Below are 24,948 nucleotides of genomic sequence, written 5' to 3' on the forward strand. Positions count from 1 at the left end.
TCACACCACCGGGCTGAAGAAGAAGGTGTCGCGCCGGGCGAACCGGCCGTCCTCGCGCACCGCGAAGAAGTCGGCGAACCGCACGGTCACCTGGCTGCCGTCCTTCAGGGTGCCGGAGAACTCGCCGTGCGCCGCCACCTCGTCGTCGCAGGCGACGACGGTGTGCAGCGAGTGCGTGCCCCGGGCGATGACGCGATCGGCGCTGTAGAAGCGCTCAAGCTCGGCGCGGCCGATCAGCGGGGCGTAGCCGGGGCGGTGGTAGACGGCGTCCGGGGTGAACAGGTCGAGCAGGCCGTCGATGTCATTGGCGTCGACCAGCTCGTAGTAGTGCTGCACCGTGGTGGTGGCGGCGCCGGTGGTCAGGGACATGGAGGTCGTTCTCCCTTCCGTAGTGAAGCGGGATCAGGCCCGCGATGCGTCTGCCATGGCGCGCACCAGGCTGGTCGGCCGCATGTCGCTCCAGTTCTCCTCGACGTGGGCCAGGGCGGCCTCGCGGGATCCGGGCCCGTGGGCGACCGTCCAGCCGGCCGGGACGGCGGCGAACTCGGGCCACAGCGAGTGCTGTCCCTCGTCGTTGACGAGCACGAGGTAGCTGCCTTCGGGGTTCTCGAACGGGTTGGCCATGGTCCTTCTCCTTCAGTCGTTCTCGCGCAGTCGCTGCGCGAGGATTCGGCCGATCTCGGCGATCGGTTCGGCATTGGTCAGGTCGTCGTGCCGGGCGGCGACGGGGTGGCGGGCGATCTCGCCGGCGATGTGCGGGCGCCAGGCCAGGGCGTCGGGGGCGCCGTCGGCCTTGCCCTCGGTGGCGACGAACAACAGCGCGTCGCCGCGGAACTCGCCGGGGACGTGGGCCGCGGCCAGGCGCGCGTTGTTCTCGAAGACCCGGTGCAGGGCGCTGACCCGCTGGGCGTCCAAGCCCGCGAGGACGCCGCCCTGGCGGCCCAGCAGCTCTGCGACGCGCTCCGGGTCCTCGGCGGCGTCCGCGACCGCGATCGGGTCGTAGCCGGCCAGATCGAGCATCCCGGCCAGGAAGTCCCGCTGCTCCATCACGTCTCGGCCGCCGGCGCGGTCGGCTCCGGGCTTGGGGAAGGAGTCGAGCAGGGTCAGCGAGCCGACCTCCTCGCCGGCGTCCTCCAGCCGGACCGCGACCTCATGTGCGACCAGGCCGCCGAACGACCACCCGAGCAGCTGGTACGGCCCTTCGGGCTGCACCGAGCGGATCATCACCAGGCAGTCGGCCGCGACGTCCGCGACGCTACCGGGCAGCTCGCCTTCGCCCGACAGGCCCTTGGCCTGCAGCGCGTACACCGGTCGCCCGCTGCGCAGGTGCCGCAGCAGGCCGGCGTACGACCAGCCGAAGCCGCCTGCCGGATGGAAGCAGAACAGCGGCGGCAGCTCCCTCCCGGTGTCGCTGCCGGTGCGCAGCGGGAGCAGCGGCTCGAACGCGTCGCGCTCGTCGCGCTCGCCCAGACGCATCGCGAGCCCGGCGACGGTCGGTGCCTCGAACAGCGTGCGGATCGCGAGCTCGGCGCCCAGGGTGTCGCGCACGCGGCTGATCAGGCGGGTCGCCAGCAGCGAGTGCCCGCCGAGCTCGAAGAACCCGTCGTCGATGCCGACCGACGCCAACTCCAGTAGCTCGGCAAACAGTTGGCACAGTACCTGCTCGACCGGGGTGCGCGGAGCACGGCTGGTCGCAGCCGTGGTCGCGGCGCGAGCCGGTATCGGCAGAGCAGCTCGGTCCAGCTTGCCGTTGGGCGTCAGCGGCAGCGCCGGCATGACCACGAACGCCGACGGGACCATGTAGTCGGGCACCACCGCCGCGACGTGCGCGCGCAACTCGGCTGCCGTCGGCTCGGCGAGGTCGGCCGCCGGGACGGCATAGGCGACCAGGCGCTTGTCCCCCGGCACGTCCTCCCGTCCCAGCACCACGACCTGGATCAGCGCCGGATGCCGGGCCAGCACCGCTTCCACCTCGCCGGGCTCGACCCGGAAGCCCCGGATCTTCACCTGCTGGTCGCCGCGGCCGATGAACTCCAGGAAGCCGCCGGCACTCCAGCGGGCCAGGTCGCCGGTGCGGTACATCAGCGACCCCGGCGCGCCGTACGGATCCGCGACGAAGCGCTCGGCGGTCAGAGCGGGGCGGGCGAGATATCCGTACGCCAGACCGTCGCCGGCGACGTAGAGCTCGCCCGGGATGCCCGGCGGCACCGGACGCAGCGCGCCGTCGAGCACATAGACCCGCTTGTTGGCGATCGGGCCGCCGATCGGGATGGAGGCGCGGACCGTGTCCGACTCGGTGATATGCCGGGTCGTGGTGTAGCCCATGCTCTCGACCGGCCCGTAGCCGTTCAGCAGGGCCAGCTCCGGGTGTTCGAGCATCGACTTGGCGATGTGCGGGACGGACAGCGCCTCGCCGCCGACCATGGCCTGCCGCACCGACTTCAAGGCCCGCGATCCCTCGTCGACCATGACGTTGAACAGGCTCGGCGACAGCTGGAGCGTGACGACGCCGTGCGCTGCGGACAGCTCCTCGATGCGCGACAGTTCGGGCGACTGCCCGGGCTGCACGACGCACACTCCGCCGAAGAGGATCGCCGAGAAGACTTCGAGCGCGAACGCGTCCCAGGGCACCGGCGAGCACTGCAGGCTGACCATCTCCGGGCCGAAGTCGGTGTAGTCCGGGCCGACATACGTGCCGACCAGCGCGCGGTGCGGGGTGACGACCCCCTTCGGGCGGCCGGTGGATCCGGAGGTGAACATGACGCACGCCAGGTCGTCGGCACCGACCGGTAGGTCCGGAGAGGTCGCGGGGCGGCCCGCGATCGCCTCGGCGTCGGTGTCGAGCGCGATGACCGCCACGCCCGGCGCCGCGAGGGCGTCGGCCAGTGCGCTGGTGCTGATGACGGCCGGGGCAGCCGACTGCCGCAGAACCTCTCCGATGCGCTCCGCCGGATGCGTGGGGTCGAGCAGGGTGTAGGCGCAGCCGGCCTTGAGGACGGCGAGCAGACCGGTGATCAGCTCGACGCCGCGGTCGACGTACACGCCGACGACATCGCCGCGCCGGACCTTGCCGGCGCTCAGGAGGTGGTGCGCCAGACGGTTGGCGGCGTCGTCGAGCTCCGCGTACGTCAGCGAGGCGTCGCCGAAGACCCACCGCCGGGGCATCCGGAGTGCGGGCGGCCTGCGCCTCGAAGAGCCCGTGGACGGTGGCCGCGACCGGCCGCACGGCCGGCGCCGGGCTCCACGCCCCGAGCACCATGTCGCGCTCACCGTCGACGAACAGGTCCAGCGCCCCGATGGGCAGCTGAGGATCGGCGCAGACCGCTTGAAGGACCCGCACCAGTCGGGCCGACAGCAGCTCGATGGTCACCGCGTCGTAGAGGTCGGCGTCGTACTCGATCTGCCCGTCCATGCCGGACCCGTCCCGGTTCTCCCGGACGCTGACCGAGAGATCGAACTTCGCCGAGGTGCTGCGGACCGGTTCACCGACCGCCTCCAGACCGGCCAGCGACGGCTGGGTGCGCCGGTCGCTCTGGAAGGTGAGCGCGACCTGGAACAGCGGGTGGCGAGAGAGCGACCGAGCCGGGTTGAGGATCTCGACCAGGCGCTCGAACGGCAGGTCCTGGTGCGCGTAGGCGGCCAGGTCGGTGGCGCGGACGCGGCCAAGCAGAGTCCGGAAGTCGGGATCGCCCGACAGGTCCGTGCGCAGCACCAAGGTGTTGACGAAGAAGCCGACCAGGTCGTCCAAGGCGCTGTCGACGCGTCCGGCGATCGGGCTGCCGATCGGGATGTCGGTCCCCGCGCCGGCCCGGCTGAGCAGGACCGCGAGCGCCGCCCGCACGAGCATGAAGACGCTGACGCGGTTCTCGGCCGCCAACGCGGTGATCCTCCCGTGCAGTTCCGCCGGGATCTCCAGCGGGACCGCGCCGCCTCGGTGCGCGGAGGAGGCACTGCGCTGCAGGTCCGGCGGCAGCGTCGCAGTGGCGGGCAGAGCGGCCAGCGCCTCGCGCCAGTAGGCGATCTGACGTGCGACCGGGCTCTGCGGATCGGCTTCGTCGCCGAGGACTTCCCGCTGCCACAGCGCGTAGTCGGCGTACTGGATCGCGGCGGGGTCGACCACCGGGACACGACCGGCGATGCGCTCCGCGTAGGCCGCCTCAAGGCCGGCGGCCAGCGGCGCCGCCGACCAGCCGTCGCCGGCGATGTGGTGGCAGACGACGAGCAGCACATGCTCCTCGCCCTGCTCGCCCTCCTCGCCTTCCTGGCCGCCGAGCCGGAACAGGTGGGTGCGGATCGGCACTTCGGTGGTCAGGTCGAAGCCCCTGGCCGCCTCGCGCGCCAGCGCCTCCTCAAGATCGGCCGCGTCGAGGTCGATCAGCGGGAGCGGGAGGTCGAGCGTGTCGGCGTCCAGGACGAGCTGGTACGCCTCGCCGTCGGCCTCCGGGAAGAGCGTGCGCAGACTCTCGTGGCGACGGACGAGGTCGTGCAGCGCCTGTCGCAGCGCGGTCGCGTCGAGCGGCCCGCGCAGCCGGGTCGCCATCGGGATGTTGTAGGCCGAGCTTGTGTCACCGAACCGGTTGAGGAACCACAGGCGGCGCTGCGCGAAGGACAGCGGGATGCGCTCGGGCCGCGGCATCGGGCGCAGCGCCGCGCGCGCCGCGCCGGCCGACTCCAGGACCCGGGCGAGCCCTGCGACGGTCGGGGTCTCAAAGACGGCCCGCAGCGGCAGTTCGGCGCCGAAGGCGTCGCGGACCCGGTTGACGACGGTCATGGCCAGCAGCGAGTGTCCGCCGAGCGCGAAGAAGTCGTCGTCGGGTCCGACCGTCGACAGCCCGAGCACGTCGGCGAACAGGGCGCAGAGGATCTCCTCCTGCGGGGTGCGCGGTGCGCGGCTCTTGGAGTCGGTGCCGAAGTCCGGCGCGGGCAGGGCCTTGCGGTCGAGCTTGCCGTTGGCGCTCAGCGGCAGCGCGTCCAGGACGACGATCGCCGCCGGGACCATGTACGCGGGCAGCCGATCCGCGGCGCGCCGGCGCAGGTCGGCGACGTCGACATCGGAACCGACGACATAGGCCACAAGCCTCTTGTCGCCGACCCGGTCCTCCCGCACGATGACGCACACCGACGCGACGCCCGGGTGGTCGGCGATCGCGGACTGGATCTCGCCGAGCTCGATGCGGAAGCCGCGCAGCTTGACCTGGTCGTCGACCCGGCCGAGGTAGACGAGTTGCCCGTCGCGGGTCCACTTGGCCAGGTCGCCGCTGCGGTACATTCGCGAACCAACTGGTCCGAAGGGGTCCGCGACGAAGCGCTCGGAGGTCAGCGCGAAGCGGCCGAGGTAGCCGCGTGCCAGTCCGTCGCCGGCCAGGTACAGCTCCCCCGCCACTCCCGCCGGCACCGGGTTCAGCGCGTCATCGAGCACGTACAGCCGCGCGTTGGCCTGCGGACGGCCGATCGGAACCGGTCCGGCGGCCAGGACCGTGCCGGGCTCGATGCGGTGCTCGGCGCAGTTGACGGTCGCCTCGGTCGGGCCGTAGGTGTTCAGGACCGTCACCCCGGGGTGGCGTTCGCGCCAGAGCGCCAACGCCTCACCGGTCAGGGCCTCGCCGCCGACCAGCAGCTCGCCGGTCGGCGAGAAGTCGTCCGGCAGCGCGCCCAGCATCGGCAGATGGCTCGGCGTGCACTTGAGGAACGTCGCGGGCGTGCGGTGCTCGGCGGGCACAGCCGCGTACTCCTCCTCCGCCAGCCCGCTGACCAGGACCCGGCCGCCCGAAGCCAGCGTGGTGTAGAGCGCGGTCACGGTGAGGTCGAAGGAGACCGGCGTGTGCAGCAGGGTCGTGCCGCGCGCGCTGCGGTACTCGGTGGTCGTCCAGTGCAGGTAGTCGACGACGCTGCGGTGCTCCACCACGACGCCCTTCGGCTGACCGGTGGAACCGGAGGTGTAGATGATGTAGGCGGGGTGCGACGCCAGCAGAGGTGTTCGGCGGTCGGCGTCGGTCGGGTCGGTGCAGGCGACCTCGGGGATGGCGCCGATGCCGGTGAGCACGAGGGCTGGCCGCGCGTCGTCGAGCAGGTAGTCGATGCGCTGCTGCGGGAGGGTCGGATCGATCGGCAGGTAGGCCGCGCCGGTCTTCAGCACGGCCAGCAGCGCGGTCACCAGCTCCGCCGACTTCGGCATCGCCAGCGCGACGACGTCCTCGGGACCGATGCCGCGAGCGATCAGCGCCCTGGCGAAGTGGTTGGCGCGGCGGTGCAGTTCGCGGTAGCTGAGGACGGCGTCCGGCGCCGCGATCGCGATCGCGTCCGGGGTGCGCGAGGCCTGGGCTTCGAGCAGCTCGGGGAGGGTCAGCTCCGGCCGGACCGTGTGCGAGGCGGCGTTCCAGCCGCGGATGATCCGCTCGCTCTCGTCCGGCGAGAGGATCTCGATCCGGCCGATGGCTCGCTCGGGTTCGGCCAGCGCGCCGTCGAGGAACCGTACGAAGCGCGTGAGCAGGTCCTCGACACTCTCGCGGTCGAACAGGTCCCGGCGGAACCGGATCATGCCGTCGATGCCGTCCGGCTCACCGGCCGCGGTGTGCCGCTCCGACAGGTCGAAGGCGAGGTCGAACTTGCAGGTGCCGGGGTCGACCGGTTCGATCGACACGGTGACACCGGGCAGCTCCAGCTCGGCCCGCGCGGCGTTCTGGAACGCCAACTCGACCTGGAACAGCGGGTGTCGGGCCGTGGAGCGCGCAGGATTGACCGCCTCGACCACCCGCTCGAACGGCACGTCCTGGTGCGCGTAGGCCGCCAGGTCGGTCCGCCGGACGCGTTCGACGAGCGCGCGCAGGCTGGGGTCCGCCGAAGTGTCGGTCCGCAGGACCAGGGTGTTGACGAAGAACCCGACCAGATCGTCGAGGGCTTCATCGGTGCGCCCGGCGATCGGCGTACCGAGCGGGATGTCGGTGCCGGCGCCGAGGCGGGTGAGCGTCGCGGCCAGCGCCGCCTGCACCACCATGAAGATGCTCGCTCCGCTTGCGCCGGCGAACTCGGTGACGCGGCTGTGCAGTTGAGCGGAGATCGTGACCGGCACCGTCCCGCCGGCGTAGTCGGCGACGGCCGGACGCGGCCGGTCGGTGGGCAGCTCCAGCTGCTCGGGCGCATCGGCCAGGGCCTCGCGCCAGTAGGCGAGTTGACGGGTGATCAGGCTTTCCGGGTCGGACTCGTCGCCGAGCAGCTCACGCTGCCACAGCGCGTAGTCGGCGTACTGGACCGGCAGCGGCTGCCAGTCGGGCGCGCCGCCGAGTGGGGCCTGCCCCAGCCGGCTGCGGTAGGCGGTGGCCAGGTCGCGGGCCAGCGGAGCCATCGACCAGCCGTCGGTGGCGATGTGGTGCATCACCAGCAGCAGGACGTGGTCCTCGGGGCCCTCCTGGAGCAGCGAGGGCCGGATCGGCAGGTCGTGCTCCAGGTCGATGTGCGCGGACAGCGCCTCGGCGACGTCGGTGATCGAGGGGATGGTGATCGGCGCCGGCGGCAGCACGATCTGGGCCGGAGCTCCGTCGATCTCCCGGAAGACCGTGCGCAGGCTCTCGTGGCGTTCGACGACGTCCGACAGGGCCGCGGCGAGCGCGGGCAGGTCGAGGCTGCCGCGCAACCGAAGGGCGACCGGGACGTTGTAGGCGCTGGTGCCCTCCAGGCGATCGATGAACCACAGGCGGCGCTGCGCGTAGGACAGCGGAAGCGGGTCGGGACGTACGGCCGGACGCAGCGCCGCGCGCGCCGAGTCGGCCGACCCGAGGCGGGCGGCGAGCCCGGCGACGGTGGGTGCTTCGAACAGCGCCTTGATCGGCAGCTCGGCGCCGCACACCGAGCGGATCCTGCTGATCAGTCGCGTCGCCAGCAGGGAATGGCCGCCGAGGGCGAAGAAGTCGTCGTCGGTGCCGACCTGCGGGACGCCCAGCACCTCGGCGAACAGCTCGCACAGCGCGGCTTCGTCGGTGGTGCGCGGTGCTCGGAAGGTCGCGTCCCCCGTGTAGTCGGGCGCGGGCAGCGCGCGGCGGTCCAGCTTGCCGTGCGCGGTCAGCGGCAGTGCGTCCAGGGCCACGAAAGCCGACGGGACCATGTAGTCCGCGAGGGCGCCGCCGAGGTACTCGCGCAGCTGCGCGGCGTCGACACCGTCGGCGTCCTCGGCGTGCTCGGCGGCGTCGGCGACGAGGTACGCGACCAGGCGCTTGTCCCCCGGACGGTCCTCGCGCACGATGACCGCCGACCGGGCCACCCGCGGGTGCCGGTCCAGCGCGGCCTCGATCTCCCCGAGCTCGATGCGGAATCCACGGACCTTGACCTGGTCGTCGGCACGGCCGGCGAACACCAGATCGCCGTTCGGATCGCGGCGCGCGATGTCGCCGGTCCGGTACATCCTCGTCCCCGGCTCGCCGAACGGGTCGGCGAGGAAGCGCTCCGAGGTCATCCCAGGGCGCGCGAAGTACCCGCGGGCCAGGCCGCTGCCGGCGATGTAGACGTCACCCGGGACGCCCTGCGGGACAGGACGCAGCGCGCCGTCGAGCACGTAGACGCGCATCCCGTCCAGCGGCCTGCCGATCGGCACGGTGTCCGGGACGCGGTCCCCGGCACGCATCGGGTAGTGCGTCGCGAAGACCGTGGTCTCGGTCGGGCCGTAGCCGTCGGTGACGATGCTGTCCGGGCAGGCCTCCAGCACGCGGCGGACCGCTTCGGCCGGCACGACGTCACCGCCGGTCCGCACCTCGCGCAGCCCCGCGAAGCACTCCGGCTGCTCCTCGGCGAGGAGCCGGAACAGACCGGAGGTGATCCACAGTCCGGTGATCCGCTGCTCGACCAACTGACGGGCGATCAGGGCGACATCGGGCTCACCCGGGGGCGCGATGACGATCTGGCCGGCGTTGAGCAGCGGCGGCCACCACTCCAGCACCGAGGCGTCCCAGGCATGCGGCGAGTGGAACAGCACGCGCTCCTGGCTACCGCTCTGCCAGCAGCTGTCGTGAACGAACTCCGCGATGTTGCGATGCGTGAGCCCGACTCCCTTGGGAAGTCCGGTCGAGCCCGATGTGTACATCACGCACGCCTGCTGCTCGGGGTGCACGGCGGGCAGGGCGCTGCCGTTGACGTCTTCCCCGTCATCATCGAGGTCGACTACGAGGGTCTTGGTGCCGAGGCTGGTGGCGAGTTGGAGCAGCCCGGCGTCGGTCAGCGCGAGGACCGCTTCGGTCTCGTCGACCATCAGCTGCAGCCGGTCCTGCGGGTAGCGGGCCTCCAGCGGCAGGTAGGTGCCGCCGGCCTTCAGCACGGCCAGCACGGAGACGATCAGCTCGACGGAGCGTTCAAGGAGCACGGCGACCCGGTTCTCAGGTCCCACGCCGAGCCGAACGAGGCGACGGGCCAGCCGGTCGGAGGCGTCGTCGAGCTCGCGGAAGGTGAGCGTCCGTCCACCGTCGATGCTCACCGCGGGGCGATCGGCCGCGGTCGGATCGGCGAGGACCTGCGCGAACCGCTCGGTGACGGTCACCGGCCCCAGCGGCAGGCTGTGCGGCGTCCACGGCCCGAGCAGTTCCCGCCGCTCCTGGAGGGTCAGCACGTCCACGGCTCCGACCGCCGGGTCGCCCCCGTCGGTGAACAGGTCGAGCAGCAGCTCCAGGCGGCCGAGCAGCTCACCGGCCGACGCCGCGCCGATGCTCGCCGCGTCGTGGTCGAGGTGGATCCGCAGGCAGGCGCCGGGGAGGACGGTGAGTGTCAGCGGATAGTGCGTGGCGTCGATCGCGGCGATGCCGGTGGTGCGCAGCCGCGCCGTCTGCGGAAGGCTCGAAGGGTCCAGCGGGTAGGTCTCCACGACGGTGAGCGTGTCGAACAACTCGCCGTGCCCGGTGACGCGCTGGATCTCGGTCAGCCCGAGGTGGTGGTGCGCCATCAGGTCGGACTGCTCGCGCTGGACGCGGGTCAGTAGGTCACTCAGGCGCTCGGCGTGGTCCAGTCGCACGCGCACCGGCAGAGTGTTGATGAACAGGCCGATCATGCCCTCGATGCCACTGATCTCCGGCGGGCGCCCCGACACCGTGGCGCCGAAGACCACGTCGTCGCGGCCGGTGGTCAGCGACAGCAGCAGCGACCACAGGCCCTGGACAAGGGTGTTGAGCGTGATGCCGTGGGCCCGGGCGCGATCGAGAACGGCTGCCGTGCGCTCGGGCGTCAGCTGCATGACCAGGCGCTCGGGCACCGCCGTGGCGCGGGTCGCGTCCGCAGCGGCGATCAGTGTGGGCTCGTCGAGGCCGTCGAGTGCGCCGCGCCAGGCGGCGTGCGCCGCCGCGGGGTCCTGCTGGGTGAGCCAGGCCAGGTAGTCCGCGTAGGCGGTGACGGGCGGCAGCGCGCTGTCGTCGCCGTTGCTCTCGTAGAGGGCGAACAACTCCTGCGCCAGGATCGGCATCGACCAGCCGTCGAGCAGGATGTGGTGGTTGGTCAGTACCATCCTGGTGCCGGACAGCAGGGCACGGACCATGGGCGGCGCGGCCAGGTCGAAGCGCCGGCTCCGGTCCTCTTCGAGCAGGCGGTCGTAGTCGTCGGTGCCGGCTTCCCGCACGGGAAAGCTCACTCGCTCGGCCGGCAGCACGCACTGCACCGACTCGCCGCTCACCGTCCGCCGGAAGGCGGTCCGCAGGTTGCCGTGGCGTCGCAGCAGGGCGTCGCCGGCGACGCGCAGCCGGTCGGCGTCGACCGGGTCGGCGAAGTCGAAGACGATCTGGACGGTGTAGATGTCCTGCGCGTCCTGGTCGAACAGCGCGTGGAACAGCAGGCCCGCCTGCAGCGGCGCCAGCGGCAGGATGTCCTCAAGGCCCGGCTCCAGGGCTTCGAGCTCCTCGATGTCCTGCTGGGTGACGTGCACCAGCGGCACATCGGACGGCGTCCGACCACCCTGCGGCGCCGCCTGCGCGAGCTCGGTCAGTGCCCTGCTCCACGCCTCGGCGAGGTCGCGGACCTGGTCCTCGGTGAACAGGTCGCCGGGCCAGGACCAGTTGGCCCGCAGCGTGGGACCGTCCGCCCCGTCGAGCACGAAGGCGTTGACGGACAGGGCGTGCGGCATCGCCATGTCGGCGTCCGCGCCGCCGCCGAGGCCGCCGACCAGCGACCACGGCTCGCCGGAGCTCTGGCCGACCGACAGCCGTCCGAGGTAGTTGAAGCTGACGCGGGCGCTCGGCAGGTCCGCGAGCGCTGCGGCGGTCTCGGGGTTGAGATAGCGCAGCAGGCCGTAGCCGAGGCCGTTGCCGGGGGCCGCGCGAAGCTGTTCCTTGATCCGCTTCAGCGCGGCGGCCGGACGGTCGGTGCCTGCCGCCAGGCGCACCGGGTGGATCCGGGTGAACCACCCGACGGTGCGCGCCAGGTCGGTCGGGGCGCTGATCTCCTCGCGGCCGTGGCCTTCGAGGTCGACGAGCAGGTCGCCGCCGACGGCCAGGGCCAGCGCGGTCAGCAGGACGTCGTCGACGCCCGCGTGGAACGCCGCCGGGACGGTGGTGAGGAGATCCGCCACGGGGACCGTGATCTCCAGCGACCGCACCGAGCCGACCGTGTCGCGCAGCGGGTCGAGGTCGCGACCGCCGAGACGGGTGCCGGGCCCGGCGAGCGTCTGCTGCCAGTACGGGAGTTCGCCGACGCGCTGGGCGGACTCCTCGGTCAGCAGCTTGGCCCAGGTGCGCAGCGATGTCCCGACCGGCGCGAGCGCCTCGCCGGCGACCGCGGCGGCCAGGTCGGGCAGCAGGATCCGCCACGACACGCCGTCCACGGCGAGGTGGTGCGCGGCGATCAGCAGCCGGCCGGAGCGCTGCGGGCCGGCGTCGAGCCAGGTCGCCGCGACCATGACCCCGGCTTCGGGGGCCAGGCGGCCCCGGGTGGACTCGGCGCGCTCCTCGATGAGGGTGTCCAGCGCTTCGTCCTCGGCCGCCGACGCAGCCACCGTCTCCACAAGCTCCACGAGCTCCACGACGGAGGCGACGTCCACGCTGCCCCGAGCCGCCACGCTCAACGCCCAGGGCCCGTCCGAGGGCCGGGTCAGCCGCAGCCGCAGGGCGTCATGGTGGTCCACCAGAGTGGCCAGGGCCTTGACCAGGACGTCGCCGGTGATCCCCGGGGGCGTGAGCACCGTGGCGGTCTGGCAGAACCCGTCGACCGGGCCCGCCTGCCCGGCGAGCCAGTGCACCACCGGCAGCAGGTCGACCTCGCCGATCCCGGCGTCATGCTGCTCGGCGACCGGCGCGGAGTGCGTCGCCACCCGGGCGCTCAGGCGCGCGACCGTCTTGGCCTCGAACACGTCGCGCGGGGTGAACCGCAGCCCGGCCGCCCTGGCCCGGCTGACCAGTTGGATCGAGATGATGCTGTCGCCGCCGAGTTCGAAGAAGCCGTCGTCGACGCCGACCAGGGGGGCACCTCCCGGCCGAAGGCTGGGGGACAGTCCGAGCACCTGCGCGAAGAGCTCGCACAGCGCCGTCTCGACGGGAGTCGACGGCGCGCGGCCGGCGCGCTTGGCGTTCGACGCCGACGGCGCCGGCAGCGCGCGCCGGTCGATCTTCCCGCCCGGGGTCAGCGGGAACCGGTCCAGGACCTCGATCGCCCACGGAACCATGTACTCCGGTAGCCGGGTGGCGAGGTGCTCGCGCACGGCGGCCACGTCCACGCTCGCGCCGTCGGCGGCCACCAGGTAGGCGGCCAAACGCTTCACGCCGGGGCGGTCCTCGCGGACGGTGACGACCGCCTGTGCGACGTCGCCATGCGAGGTGAGCGCGGTCTCGATCTCACCGAGCTCGATCCGGAAGCCGCGGATCTTCACCTGGTCGTCGGAGCGCCCGCAGTAGACCAGGTTGCCGTCCTCGGTCCAGCGCGCCAGGTCGCCGGTCCGGTACATCCGCGAGCCGGCAGGCCCATAGGGGTCGGCGACGAACCGGTCGGCGGTCAGGCCGGGTTGGGCGAGGTAGCCGCGTGCCAGACCCGCGCCGGCGAGGTACAGCTCGCCGGCCACGCCGACCGGGAGCGGGCGCAGGCTCGCGTCGAGGACGTAGACCCGCGCGTTCACGATCGGCCGCCCGATCGGCGGGACGCCGTCACCGGCGATCGGATCGCTGGTGGTGGCCATCACCGTGGCCTCGGTCGGGCCGTAGGCGTTGACCATGCGGCGCCCCACGGACCAGCGCGCCACCAGCTCGGCGCCGCACGCCTCGCCGCCGACGATCAGCGAGCGGAAGTGCGGCAGCTCGGCACCCGCGATGCTGGCCAGCGCCGCCGGGGAGATCAGCGCGTGGGTGATCCGCAGGTCGGCCAGCACGTCGGCCAGGTCCTGCCCCGCCAGCGTCCCCGGCGCCGGGACGCACAGGCACGCCCCCGCGGCGAAGGTCATGCAGACCTCCAGGACGGAGGCGTCGAAGCTGGCCGAGGCGAACTGCAGGACTCTGCTGTCCGCGGTGACGTCGAAGCGCTCCAGCTCGGCCGCCGCGAACCCGGGGATCCCGGCGTGGGTGATCACCACGCCCTTGGGACGCCCGGTCGAACCGGAGGTGTAGATGACGTAGGCGGGGTGCGAGGCCAGCAGCGGCGCGCGGCGGTCGGCGTCGGTGAGGTCGGTGTCCGCGACCACGGCCAGGTCGGCGGCGAGCGTGGGTTCGAGGGTCAACTGGCGGCCGGCGGGGGCCAGTTCGGCGGTCTCGGCCGCGGTGATCAGCAGGATCGGCGCCGCGTCCTCGATCATGAAATCGATGCGGTCCCGCGGGTAGGTCGGGTCGATCGGCAGGTAGGCGGCGCCCGACTTCAGGACCGCGAGCAGCGCCACGATCAGGTCGGTCGAGCGCGGCAGCACGAGGGCGACGACCGTCTCGGGTCCGGCCCCGCGCTCGACGAGCAGCCGGGCCAGCCGGTTGGCGGCGGCGTTGAGCTCGGCGTAGCTGAAGGTGTCGAGGTGGCCGGTCAGGGCGATCGCGTCGGGGGTTGCGGCAGCGCTGGCTTCGAACAGGCCGTGCATGGTCGTGCCCGGTACGTCGGCCGAGGTGTCGTTCCAGCCGCGCAGCACCTGTCTTCTCTCGGCCGGGGCCATGACGTCGAGCCGGCCCACCGGCATCGCCGGGTCGGCGACCAGCGCGCGCAGCAGGCTCTCGAAACGCCCGGCCAGCCGCTCGGCCTGCTCGCGCCCGATGAGGTCGGCGCGGTAGTCCAGCAGCACCCGGATCCGCTCGCCGGGCATCACCACGAGCGTGAGCGGGTAGTGCGTCGCGTTGTTCGCCTCCTCCAGCGCGACGTTCAGCCCGGCGACGGGGGTGCCGGAGACTTCCGGGAAGGTCTCGACGACGGTCAGCGTGTCGAAGAGTTCGCCGTTCCCGGTGAGCCGCTGGATGTCGGCCAGGCCCAGGTGCTGGTGGGCCAGCAGCCGGGACTGCTCGTCCTGGATCCGCTCCAGGAGGCCGCCGACCGGCTCCGCCGGGTCGAGACGGACCCGGACCGGCAGGGTGTTGATGAACAGGCCGACCATCGCCTCGACGCCGGCCACCTCCGGCGGGCGCCCGGACACCGTGCTGCCGAACACGACGTCGTCGCGGCCGGTCATCAGCGACACGGTCAGGGCCCACGCACCCTGGATCAGCGTGTTGAGGGTCAGGCCGCGCTCTCGGGTGCAGCGCTGGACCGCGGCGCAGACCGCCTCGTCGAGTTCGAGGGTGAGGCGGTCGGGCACCGCGGCCGGGCGCGCCGGGTCCGGCGGGGCCAGGACAGGCCCTAGGAGCGTGGCCTCGTCGGCGCCGTCGAGCGCCGCGCGCCAGGCGTCGAGCGCGGCGGGGCGGTCCTGGCGTCCCAGCCAGGCCAGGTAGTCGCGGAACGGCGTGAGCGCGGGCAGCGCGGTGTCGCGGCCACCGGCCGCGTAGTGGGCGAAGAGCTCCTGGGCGACCAGCGGCATCGACCAGCCGTCGAGCAGGATGTGGTGGTTGGTCAGCACCAGGCGATGCGTCGTGGGGCCGAGCTTGATGAGCAGCGCGCGCAGCAGCGGCGGACGTCGGGTGTCGAAGCGCGTGGCGCGGTCCTCGGCCAGCAGGCGCTGCGACTCGGCGCTCGGCTCGGCGTGCCCGGTGAGGTCGACGACCTCGAACGGCAGCTCGACACCGGTCGCCACGACCTGGACCGACTCGCCGTTCTTGCGCTGGCGGAACCCGGCGCGCAGGTTCGGATGGCGCTCCAGCAGGGACTTCGCGGCCCGGCGCAGCAGCTCGACGTCGAGGTCGCCCTCAAGGCGCAGCACGAACTGGACGGTGTAGACGTCGTCCGTGCCCTCGTCGAACAGCGCGTGGAACAGCATGCCGGACTGCATGGGAGTCAGCGGCAGGACGTCCTCGAAACGTGGCTTCCTCGTCGTGGACTGGCTGGTCGTGGACCGGCTGGTCGTGGACTGGGTCATCACAGGTCTCCCCACTCGGTGTCGAGCTCGTCAGCCAGCTCGTCGATCTCGTCTTGGGTGATGGCGACCAGGTCGAGGTCCGACGGCGTGTAGCCGCCGCCGGAGCATTCGGCGAGGTCGGTCAATGCGGCGGTCCAGGCCGTGGCGACGCGCCGGACCTCCTCGCGGGTCAACAGGTCGCGCGGCCAGGCCCAGGTTGCCGAGAGGGTCGGGCCGTGCGGGCCGTCCGAGGGTGACGGCGTTGATCTCGATCGCGTGCGGCACGGGCAGGTCCGGATCCGCTCCGCCCCCGATGCTGCCGCTCAGCGACCAGGCGTCAGCGGAGCTCTGACCTGCCGCCAGGGCTTGTCCCAGGCGGCCGAGGTAGTTGAATCCGAGCTGTGCGGCCGGGAGTCCGGCCAGGGCCGGGGCGGTCTCGGGGTCGAGATGGCGCAGCAGTCCGTAGCCGAGGCCGCGCCCGGGGACGGCGCGCAGCTGTTCCTTGATGTTCTTCAGCGCGGTGTCAGGGTCCTTGGAGCCCGGCACCAGGCGCACCGGATACAGCGTGGTGAACCAGCCCACCGTCCGCGACAGATCGGTCGGCGTGCCGAGTTCCTCGCGGCCGTGGCCCTCCAGATCGACGAGCACGTCCTCGCCCACCGCCAGGGCCAGCGCGGTGAGCAGTACGTCGTCGACGCTCGCGTGGTACGCCTCGGGCAGCGTGGTCAGCACGGCCTCGGTGACCTGCGCCGACACGTCCACGGTCAGCGATTCGAGCGTTGCCACCGTGTCGCGCTCGTCGACGGCCCGGGCGGCGATGGCGGTGTGCGGGCCGGCCAGGGTGTCGTGCCAGTGCGCGAGTTCGCCGCTGCGGTCCTCGGCGGCCAGCAGCGACGCCCAGGTGCGCAGCGACGTCCCGACCGGCGCGAGCGCCTCGCCGGCGACCGCGGCGGCCAGGTCGGGCAGCAGGATCCGCCACGACACCCCGTCTACGGCCAGGTGGTGGATCGCCAGCTCCAGCTTCGAGCCGTCCCACCTCGCCGCGAGCATCCGGCCGTCCTGCGGGGACAGCTCCTGGGCGGGATCAGCGTCGGTGAGCCGCAGCGCGACCGTTCCCCGCTCCCGCACAACGAGGAGCCCCTCGCAGGATGTCAACCGCAGTGCGTCGTGATGGTCGACTATCGTGTTGAGAGCGCCTATCAGCCGGTCGGCGCTCAGCCCTCTCGGCGTCGACACCGTCACCGTCTGGCAGAACCCACCGATCGGCCCGGGCTGCTCCAGCAGCCGCCGCATGATCGGCAGCGGGACGACCTCGCCGATCCCCGCGTCCGGCTCCTCCACGATGACCGCACCGGCCCGGCCGACCCGCTCGGCCAGACGCGCGACGGTCTTGGCCTCGAAGATGTCGCGCGGCGTCAGGACGAACCCGGCCGTCCGCGCCCGGCTGACCAGCTGGATCGAGATGATGCTGTCGCCGCCGAGGGCGAAGAAGCTGTCGTCCACGCCGACCGCCGACAACCCCAACACCTGCGCGAACAGCGCGCACAGTGTCTCCTCGACCGGTGTGCTCGCGGCGCGGCCGGCGGAGGCGGCGTCATACCGCGGTGCGGGCAGAGCCCGGCGGTCGAGCTTGCCGCTCGGCGACAGCGGCAGCTCCTCGATGGGCAGGATCGCCGAAGGCACCATGTATTCGGGCAGGGTGGCGACCAGGTGGTCGCGCAGGGCGTCGACGTCCACCGCGCCACCCGCACGCGGGACGACGTAGGCGACCAGACTCTTGGCGCCGGGACGGTCCTCGCGCGCGATCACGGCGGCCTGGCCGACTGCGGCGAACCGCGTGACGGCGTTCTCGATCTCGCCGAGCTCGATGCGGAACCCGCGGATCTTCACCTGGTCGTCGCAGCGTCCGACGTACAGCAGGACGCCCTCGTCGGTCCACCGGCAAACGTCGCCGGTGCGGTACATCCGGGACCCGTCGGGTCCGTACGGGTCGGCGACGAAGCGCTCGGCGGTGAGGCCCGGGCGGTTCAGATAGCCGCGCGCGAGCTGGACGCCCGCGAGATACAGCTCGCCGGTGACACCGGGCGCCACCGGGCGCAGGGCACCGTCCAGGACGTAGACCCGGGTGTTGGCGACCGGTCGCCCGATCGGAACCGACACCCCCTCGTCACCGCGCACGCACTGCCAGAACGTCACGTCGACCGCGGCCTCGGTCGGGCCGTAGAGGTTGTGCAGCTCGGCGGAGGCGAAGATCGAGTGGAACCTCGCCTGCGCCTCGACGGGCAGCGCCTCCCCCGAGCAGACGACGCGGCGCAGCCCGACGCAGGTCGCGGCGCTCGGCTCCAGCAGGAAGGCCTGCAGCATCGACGGCACGAAGTGCATCGTCGTGACGCGCTGCTCGTTGATCAGCGCGGCCAAGTACGCCGGGTCCTTGTGGCCTTCGGGCCTGGCGACGACCAGCGTCGCGCCGGTCATCAGCGGCCAGAAGAACTCCCACACCGACACGTCGAACCCCGACGGCGTCTTCTGCAGCACCCGGTCCTCGGCGGTCAGGCCGTACGCGGACTGCATCCAGCCCAGGCGGTTGACAATGGCGGCGTGCGGGACGGCCACGCCCTTGGGCCGGCCGGTCGAGCCGGAGGTGTAGATGACGTACGCCGGGTGCGCCGGCAGCAGCGGGCACCGGCGCTCGGCGTCGGTGAGGTCCGAGGCCGCGAAGGCCGACACCTGTGCGGAGAGTGCCGGATCGTCGAGGCGGAGCTGCTCGCCGCCGTCGATCAGGCCGGTGGTCTCGGCGGTGGTCAGGACCAGCACCGGGGCCGCGTCCGCCAGCACGTAGTCGATGCGCTCGCGCGGGTAGCCCGGGTCGATCGGCAGGTAGGCCGCACCCGCCTTCAGGACGGCGAGCAGCGCGACGACGAGTTCGGTGCAGCGCGGCAGGGCAAGGCCGACGAGCGTCTCCGGTCCCGCGCCGCGCGACACCAGCAGGCGGGCCAGCCGGTTGGCGCGCTCATTGAGCGCACGGTAGGACAGCGAGTCAGCGGCGAAGACGACGGCCTCAGCCTCGGGCGTCCGGGCGATCTGCTCCTCGATCAGGCCGATGAGCGTGCCGAGCGGCAGCTGGGCCGCGGTGGCGTTCCAGCTGGCCAGAACAGTGCCGCGCTCGGGAGCGGTCAGCGTCTCCAACCGCCCGACGCACGGATCCTCGCCGCTCAGCAGCGTGTGCACGAGCGTCTCCAGCTGCCCGAGCAGCAGCTGGGCGTCCTCGGCGCGAACCCGGCCCGGGTGGTGGTCGAGGTGCATCCGCAGCGTCGAGCCGGGGATCGTGATGAGCGAGAGCGGGTAGTGCGTGGCGTCCTGGGCAGTGATCTCCCCAACGCGCAGGCCGTCCGCCTCGGGGAGGCTCTCGGGGTCCAGCGGGTAGGTCTCGACAACGGTGAGTGTGTCGAACAACTCACCCTGGCCCACAGCACGCTGAATCTCGGTCAGGCCGAGGTGGTGGTGCGCGAGCAGGCTGGTCTGCTCCTGCTGGATCCGGGTCAGCAGCGCGCCGAGCCGCTCGGCGGGGTCCAGGCGCACCCGGACCGGCAGGGTGTTGATGAACAGGCCGATCATGCGCTCGATTCCGGGCAGGTCGGCCGGGCGTCCGGACACCGTCGTACCGAAGACCACGTCCTCGCGGCCGGTGCTCCGGGACAGCAGCAGGGACCACAGGCCCTGGACGAGCGTGTTGAGCGTGAGGCCGTGCTCTCGCACGTAGTTCTGGACTGATTCACCGTCCAGCTCCAGCGTCAGGCGGTTCGGGACCGCGACACCCGCTTCGCCCGGAGTGACCGGCACCGCGACGAGCGTGGGCTCGTCGAGGCCGTCCAGGGCCGACCGCCAGGCGGACTCGGCCTCGGCGCGGTCCTGGCGCGAGCGCCAGGCGAGGTAGTCGCGGTAGGGGGCGACGTCGGGGAGAGCGGCGCCGGTGTAGAGGGCGAAGAGCTCCTGCGCGAGCAGCGGCATCGACCAGCCGTCGAGCAGGATGTGGTGGTTGGTCAGGACGAGGCGGTGGCGGTGACCCTCTGCCGTGTCGCGCACCAGCAGGACGCGCAGCAGGGCGGGCGCCGCCAGATCAAAGCGGCGGGCGCGCTCGGATTCGATCAGGGACGGGTCGGTGGTCGTGGTGAACTCGACCGCGACGGCCGGCAGCACGACCTGGACCGGCTCGCCGCCGTCACGGTGCACGAACGCCGACCGCAGGTTCGGGTGCCGGTCGACGAGCGCCTGAACCGCAGCGCGCAGTCGCGACTCGTCGAGCTCGCCCAGCAGCTCGAAGACGAACTGGACCGTGTAGACGTCGTCCTGTTCGTCGAACATCGCATGGAACAGCAGACCCGCCTGCAACGGTGTCAGCGGCAGCACCTCATCCAACTCCGGGAACCGCCGCTCCAGTTCCTCGATCTCGGCCTGCTCGACGGCGACCAGCTCGAAGTCCGACGGCGTGTGGCCGCCGGACGCCTCCGCCAGCGACGTCAGCGCCCGGATCCAGCGGTCGGCGAGAGCTACGGCGTTCTCCCCCGTCCAGGTCGCGCGGAGGATCGCACCCTCGGGTCCGTCCATCGTCACGGCATTGATCTCCAGGGCGTGCGCACCAGGCGAGTCGCCGGCCCCCATGGTGATCACGGACCAGGGCTGGTCGGCGTCGCCGGCGAATCGGCCGAGGTAGTTGAAGGCGACCCGCGGCTGCGGGCACGCGGCGAGCCGCGCGGCCGTCTCAGGGTTCAGATACCGCAGCAGCCCGTAGCCGAGCCCGTCGCCGGGGACGGCGCGCAACTGCTCCTTCACCTGCTTCAGCGGGCTGCCACCGAGGAGGACCGGGTGCATGGCGGTGAACCAGCCGGTGGTGCGGGACAGGTCCACCGACGCATCGGCTGTGTGCCGGCCGTGGCTCTCCAGACTTACCAGCGTCGGGGCGTCGAAGGTCATGCCGAGCGCGGTCAGCAGGACGTCGTCCGGGTCGGCATGGAACGCCGCCTGGACGCTCGCGATCAGGTCGGCCGAGATCGTGACGGTGGTGGACTGGGACTCGCCGTCCCTGGCAGCGGCCTGCTCGGTGGACAGCACCTCCAGCCAGTACGGCAGTTCGCCCACGCGAGTGGGCGACCGGGCCTCGTCGAGCATGCTCGCGGACCACGTCCGCAGCGAGGTGCCGATCGGCTGAAGCGGCTCGTCCTCCAGCGCCGCGGCCAGATCCTCCAGCAGGATCCGCCAGGAGACCCCGTCGATCGCCAGGTGGTGCACGGCCAGCAGGATCCGCCCCGGCCGCTCGGCGCTCGCGTCGAGCCAGGCAGCCGCCAGCATCCGGCCCTGATCCGGCGCCAACTCGGCACGCAGCGAGGCCAGTTGTGCGTCAGCTGGCTGGTCCATGTCGGGAGCAGAGACGTGGACCCGCGTGACCACGTCCACGGGATCGACGGTTCCGCGCTCCCGCACGACGAGCCGCCCGCCGGAGTAGGTCAGGCGCAGCGAGTCGTGGTGGTCGAGCACCACGCCGAAGGCCCGGGTGAGCGCTTCGAGCGTGAGCCCGGCCGGTGCGGTGACCGCGACGGTCTGGCAGAACCCGTCGATGTCGGCCAGGTGCTGGGCGAGCCAGTGCACGATCGGCAGCGGCTCGACCTCGCCGATCCCGGCGTCCCGGTCCTCGACGACGCGGCCCGCGCCGTCGGTGGCGACGCGCGGGGCCAGGCGGGCGATCGTCCTGGCCTCGAACACGTCACGCGGGGTGAAGACCAGTCCCGCCGCGCGGGCCCGGCTGACCAGCTGGATCGCGACGATGCTGTCGCCGCCGACGTCGAAGAAGTTGTCGTCGATGCCGAAGTCCCGCACGCGCAGCGTCTGCGCGAACAGCTCGCACAGCGTGCGCTCCAGCTCGGTGCGCGGTCCGCGGCCGCTCGCCGCGGCGGCGTAGTCGGGCGCGGGCAGGGCACGGCGGTCGAGCTTGCCGCTCGGGTTCAGCGGCAGCCGGTCGAGCACCAGTACCCCGGCCGGGACCATGTACTCGGGCAGGCGGTCGGCGACATAAGCGCGCAGCCGCGCGGCCTCCGGCCGCGCTCCGGCGGCGGCGACGACATAGCCGACCAGCTGCTTGACTCCGGGCCGGTCCTCGCGCGCGATGACCGCGACCTGCGCGACGTCCTCGTGCGCGGCCAGCACCGCCTCGATCTCGCCGAGCTCGATGCGGAACCCGCGGATCTTCACCTGGTCGTCGGTGCGCCCGATGCAGACCAGTCGGCCGTCCTCGGTCCACGCGACGGTGTCGCCGGTGCGGTACATGCGCGAGCCGGCCGGGCCGAACGGATCCGCGACGAAGCGCTGAGCGCTCAGACCCCGACGGCCCAGGTATCCGCGCGCCACCCCGGCCCCGGCGATGTAGAGCTCGCCGATCGCGCCGACCGGCACCGGGCGCAGACTCGCGTCGAGCACGTAGGCGCGGGCGTTGGAGACGGGACGCCCGATGGGAGGAGCCGCGGGGCGCTGGCCCTCGGAGAACCAGAACGCCGAGTAGACCGTCGCCTCGGTCGGTCCGTAGATGTTCGCGATCTCGGCGCCGTCCACAGCAGCGGCGACGTCGTCGACGGCGCGCGCCGACAGGCCCTCGCCGGCCAGCACCACGACATCGGCCGCGGCCTTGACGTCGCCGTGGGTCAGCAGTTCGGCGAACGCCGACGGCACCGCGCTGATCAGGCTGCCCGACCAACCGCCCTGCGGCAGTTCGGTGAGCGCCAGCAGGTCGCGCACGACGTCGATGCTGCCGCCGCAGGTCAGCGGGCCGAACATCTCGAAGACCGAGACGTCGAAGTTGAGCGAGGTCGACGCCAGCACCCGGCTGAGTTGCTGCTCGGTGAAGGCCTCGTGGGCCCAGCAGGCCAGGTTGACCACATTGGCGTGCGAGACCACGACGCCCTTGGGCGTGCCGGTCGAGCCGGACGTGTAGATGACATAGGCGGCATGGCCGGGCAGCAGCGGGGCGTTGCGCTCGGCGTCGGTGAGGTTCACGTCGGACAGACCGGATATCCGCTCGGCCGCTTTCGCGTCGTCGAGCAAGAGCACCGGTTCGGCGTCCGCGAGCATGAAGTCCCGGCGATCGCGCGGGTAGTTGGGATCGATCGGCAGGTAGGCGGCACCGGACTTCAGGACGGCGAGCAGCGCGACGATCATCTCGGCCGAACGTTGCATGGTCACGGCGACGAAGTGCTCGGGCGCCGCGCCTTCGGCGACCAGCCGGCGGGCCAGCCGGTTGGCGCGCGCGTTGAGTTCGGCGTAGGTCAGCGCGCTCTCGCCATGGGTGACGGCGGTGCGGTGCGGGGTGCGCTCGGCCTGGGCTTCGAAGAGCTCGGCCAGCGTCGTCGCGGGGACCTCGATCGCCGTGGCGTTCCAGGCGGTGAGCACCTGCTCCCGCTCGGCTCCGATGACCGCCTCGACCCGGCCGACCTGCCGCTCAGGATCGTCGGCGAGGCCGTCCAGTACGGCCAGGAACCGGTCCTGGTGCGCGGCGAGGGCGCGCGCGTCGTAGCGGCCGGGGTTGCCGGCGAACTCGATGGCGAGGGCGCTGTCCCCGGCGCGGGCGTCGACGACGATGGACAGGTCCTCGACCGGCCCGCCGGCCAGGTTGGCGACGGTGGCCCGGCTCCCGCCGAAGTCCAGGACCTGATCGAGCATCACGATGTTGAGCTGAGGGCCGAGCAGGCGGCGGTCGGTGCCCGGCAGGCCGAGGTCCTTGGAGAGCTCCTCGAAGCGGTACTGCTGGTGGCGCAGCACGGCATGCAGCTCCCGGGCGCCTGCCGCGACGAGTTCGGCGACGCTCTGCGCGGGGTCCACCGCCAGGCGCAACGGCACCACGTTCGAGACCATGCCGGGGATCTCCCGGCTGTCGCGGCCCGGCCGGGCCGCGACCGGCAGGCCGAGCAGGACGTCGTCGCTGCCGGCCGCGCAGTTCAGGTAGGCCGCGGTGGCGGCGACAATGGCCGCCGGCCACGCGACCCCTGCCTCGCGGGCCAGAGCGCGCAGGCGCTGCCCCTGCGCGGAGCCCAGCCCGACCGTGCGCCGTACGAGCTCGTACGGCATCGCGGCCGTGCGGCCGGACAGGTCGGGCGCATCGGGCAGATCGGCGTAGCGCCCGGTCCAGTAGTGACGGTCACGGCTGTGGCGCGGGGAGTGCTGGTACTCCGTCTCCAGCTCGACGAGCCTCGACAGCGGTCCGAACGCAGCCGGCGCGGTTGCCGCTCCGCGCAGGAGGGCGGTGTAGAGCTCGGCGACGCGGCGTTCGATCAGGGCGATGCTCAGCCCGTCGACGAGCAGGTGGTGGTAGCGCTGGTACCAGACGTGGCGGTCATCAGCGATCTTGATGAGGGCGAAGCAGAACAGCGGGTCGGTGCGGGGGTCGATCGCGCGGGTGTGCTCGGCGTGCATCCAGCTGTCGGCGGCGGCGACGTCCATGGCGCCGATGACGGCGAGCTCCCAGTCGACGGTGTCGCGGACGACCTGGAGCGGGGCGTCATCGGCGCCGACGAGCTGGATCCGCAGCGCGTCGGTCTCCGCCACGACCTGGCGCAGGGCCCGCTCCAGGACAGCGGCGTCCATCGGCCCGTCGATGCGCACGCACTCGGCGAGGTTGTAGACGGGGTTCTGCGGGTCCAGGCGCTGCGCGAACCAGATTCCGGACTGCGCGCCGGTCAAGTGCAGGGCGTTCACCGGTTGACCGCCGATCGGCCGGCCCGGATCGCGAGCGGGATCAGCACCGCGAGCATCAGCAGGATCAGCACCGGTGCCAGCAGCACCGGATGCTGCTCGGGGAAGGCGAGGTGGGTCGTGACCGCGGCGTTGTCGCCGAACAGCTGGCGCACCGCGGCCGCGACGACGCTGATCGGGTTCCACTCGCACACCGCGCGCAGCCAGGACGGGAGGTGGTCGAGCGGGATGAAGGCGTTGGAGAGGAACGTCAGCGGCATGATGATGAGGAACGCGATCGCGTTGACCGCCTCCGGGGTCCGCAACGCCATGCCCATGAAGGCGCCGAGCCAGGTCATCGTGTAGCCGAAGGCGATCAGGACGCCGAATCCGGCGAGGGCCTCGAGCACGCCGTGGTGCACCCGCCAGCCGATCAGCAGCCCGACCAGTGCCATCAGCACGCACGAGACCGCGGCCAGCGCCACATCCGCGGTGGTGCGGCCGATCAGCACCGCGCCGCGCGCGATCGGCAGCGAACGGAACCGGTCCACCAGGCCGTTGCCCAGGTCGCCGGTCACGCCGAGCGCGGTGTTGGCGGCCGTGGAGAGCATCATCTGGGTGAAGATCCCGGCCATGATGTACTCGCGGTAGCTGCCCCCGGGCACCGTGATGACGCTGCCGAACAGGTAGCCGAAGATCGCCACGTACGCCATCGGCATCACCGTCGTGCCGAGGAGCTTCTGCGGCACCCGGATCAGGTGCTTCATGTGCCGGCCGGCGAGCGCGTAGGCGTCGCCCGCGGTGTCGAACACGGCGCTGGTCACTGTGTATTC

Annotated in this window: 6 protein-coding genes; all 6 read right to left on the reverse strand. The window is 72.4% G+C overall.

The window, feature by feature from the left end:
- The 6 genes from P3T34_RS04035 to P3T34_RS04060 are packed head-to-tail and all read right to left on the reverse strand — an operon-like array spanning nucleotide 1 to nucleotide 24,939.
- Nucleotides 1–369, reverse strand: coding sequence for a nuclear transport factor 2 family protein (locus P3T34_RS04035; RefSeq protein ID WP_280664577.1), 369 nt, complete (start codon nucleotides 367–369; stop codon nucleotides 1–3).
- A gap of 33 nt (nucleotides 370–402) precedes the next feature.
- The gene (locus tag P3T34_RS04040) at nucleotides 403–624 is read right to left on the reverse strand and encodes an MbtH family protein (protein ID WP_280664578.1); all 222 of its coding nucleotides are present in this window, start codon (nucleotides 622–624) and stop codon (nucleotides 403–405) included.
- 12 nt (nucleotides 625–636) lie between these two features.
- Nucleotides 637–1,338: a thioesterase domain-containing protein gene (locus P3T34_RS04045; RefSeq protein ID WP_280671816.1), complete on the reverse strand. Its 702-nt coding sequence runs from the start codon at nucleotides 1,336–1,338 to the stop codon at nucleotides 637–639.
- Entirely contained in the window at nucleotides 1,256–15,424 is a 14,169-nt protein-coding gene (locus tag P3T34_RS04050; RefSeq protein WP_280664579.1) for a non-ribosomal peptide synthetase, read from the reverse strand. Before P3T34_RS04050 ends, P3T34_RS04045 begins: the two co-directional genes overlap by 83 nt.
- Nucleotides 15,425–15,454: 30 nt before the next feature.
- Nucleotides 15,455–24,139 (reverse strand): non-ribosomal peptide synthetase, encoded by an 8,685-nt coding sequence (locus tag P3T34_RS04055; protein WP_280664580.1) that lies wholly within the window; start codon nucleotides 24,137–24,139, stop codon nucleotides 15,455–15,457.
- Nucleotides 24,136–24,939 carry an ABC transporter permease gene (locus tag P3T34_RS04060; protein WP_280664581.1) on the reverse strand — a complete coding sequence of 268 codons (804 nt, stop codon included), beginning with the start codon at nucleotides 24,937–24,939 and terminating at the stop codon, nucleotides 24,136–24,138. The genes P3T34_RS04055 and P3T34_RS04060 overlap by 4 nt, the downstream gene beginning before the upstream one ends.
- Nucleotides 24,940–24,948 lie beyond the last annotated feature (9 nt).

It is taken from the genome of Kitasatospora sp. MAP12-44 (assembly GCF_029892095.1).
Classification (GTDB): domain Bacteria; phylum Actinomycetota; class Actinomycetes; order Streptomycetales; family Streptomycetaceae; genus Kitasatospora.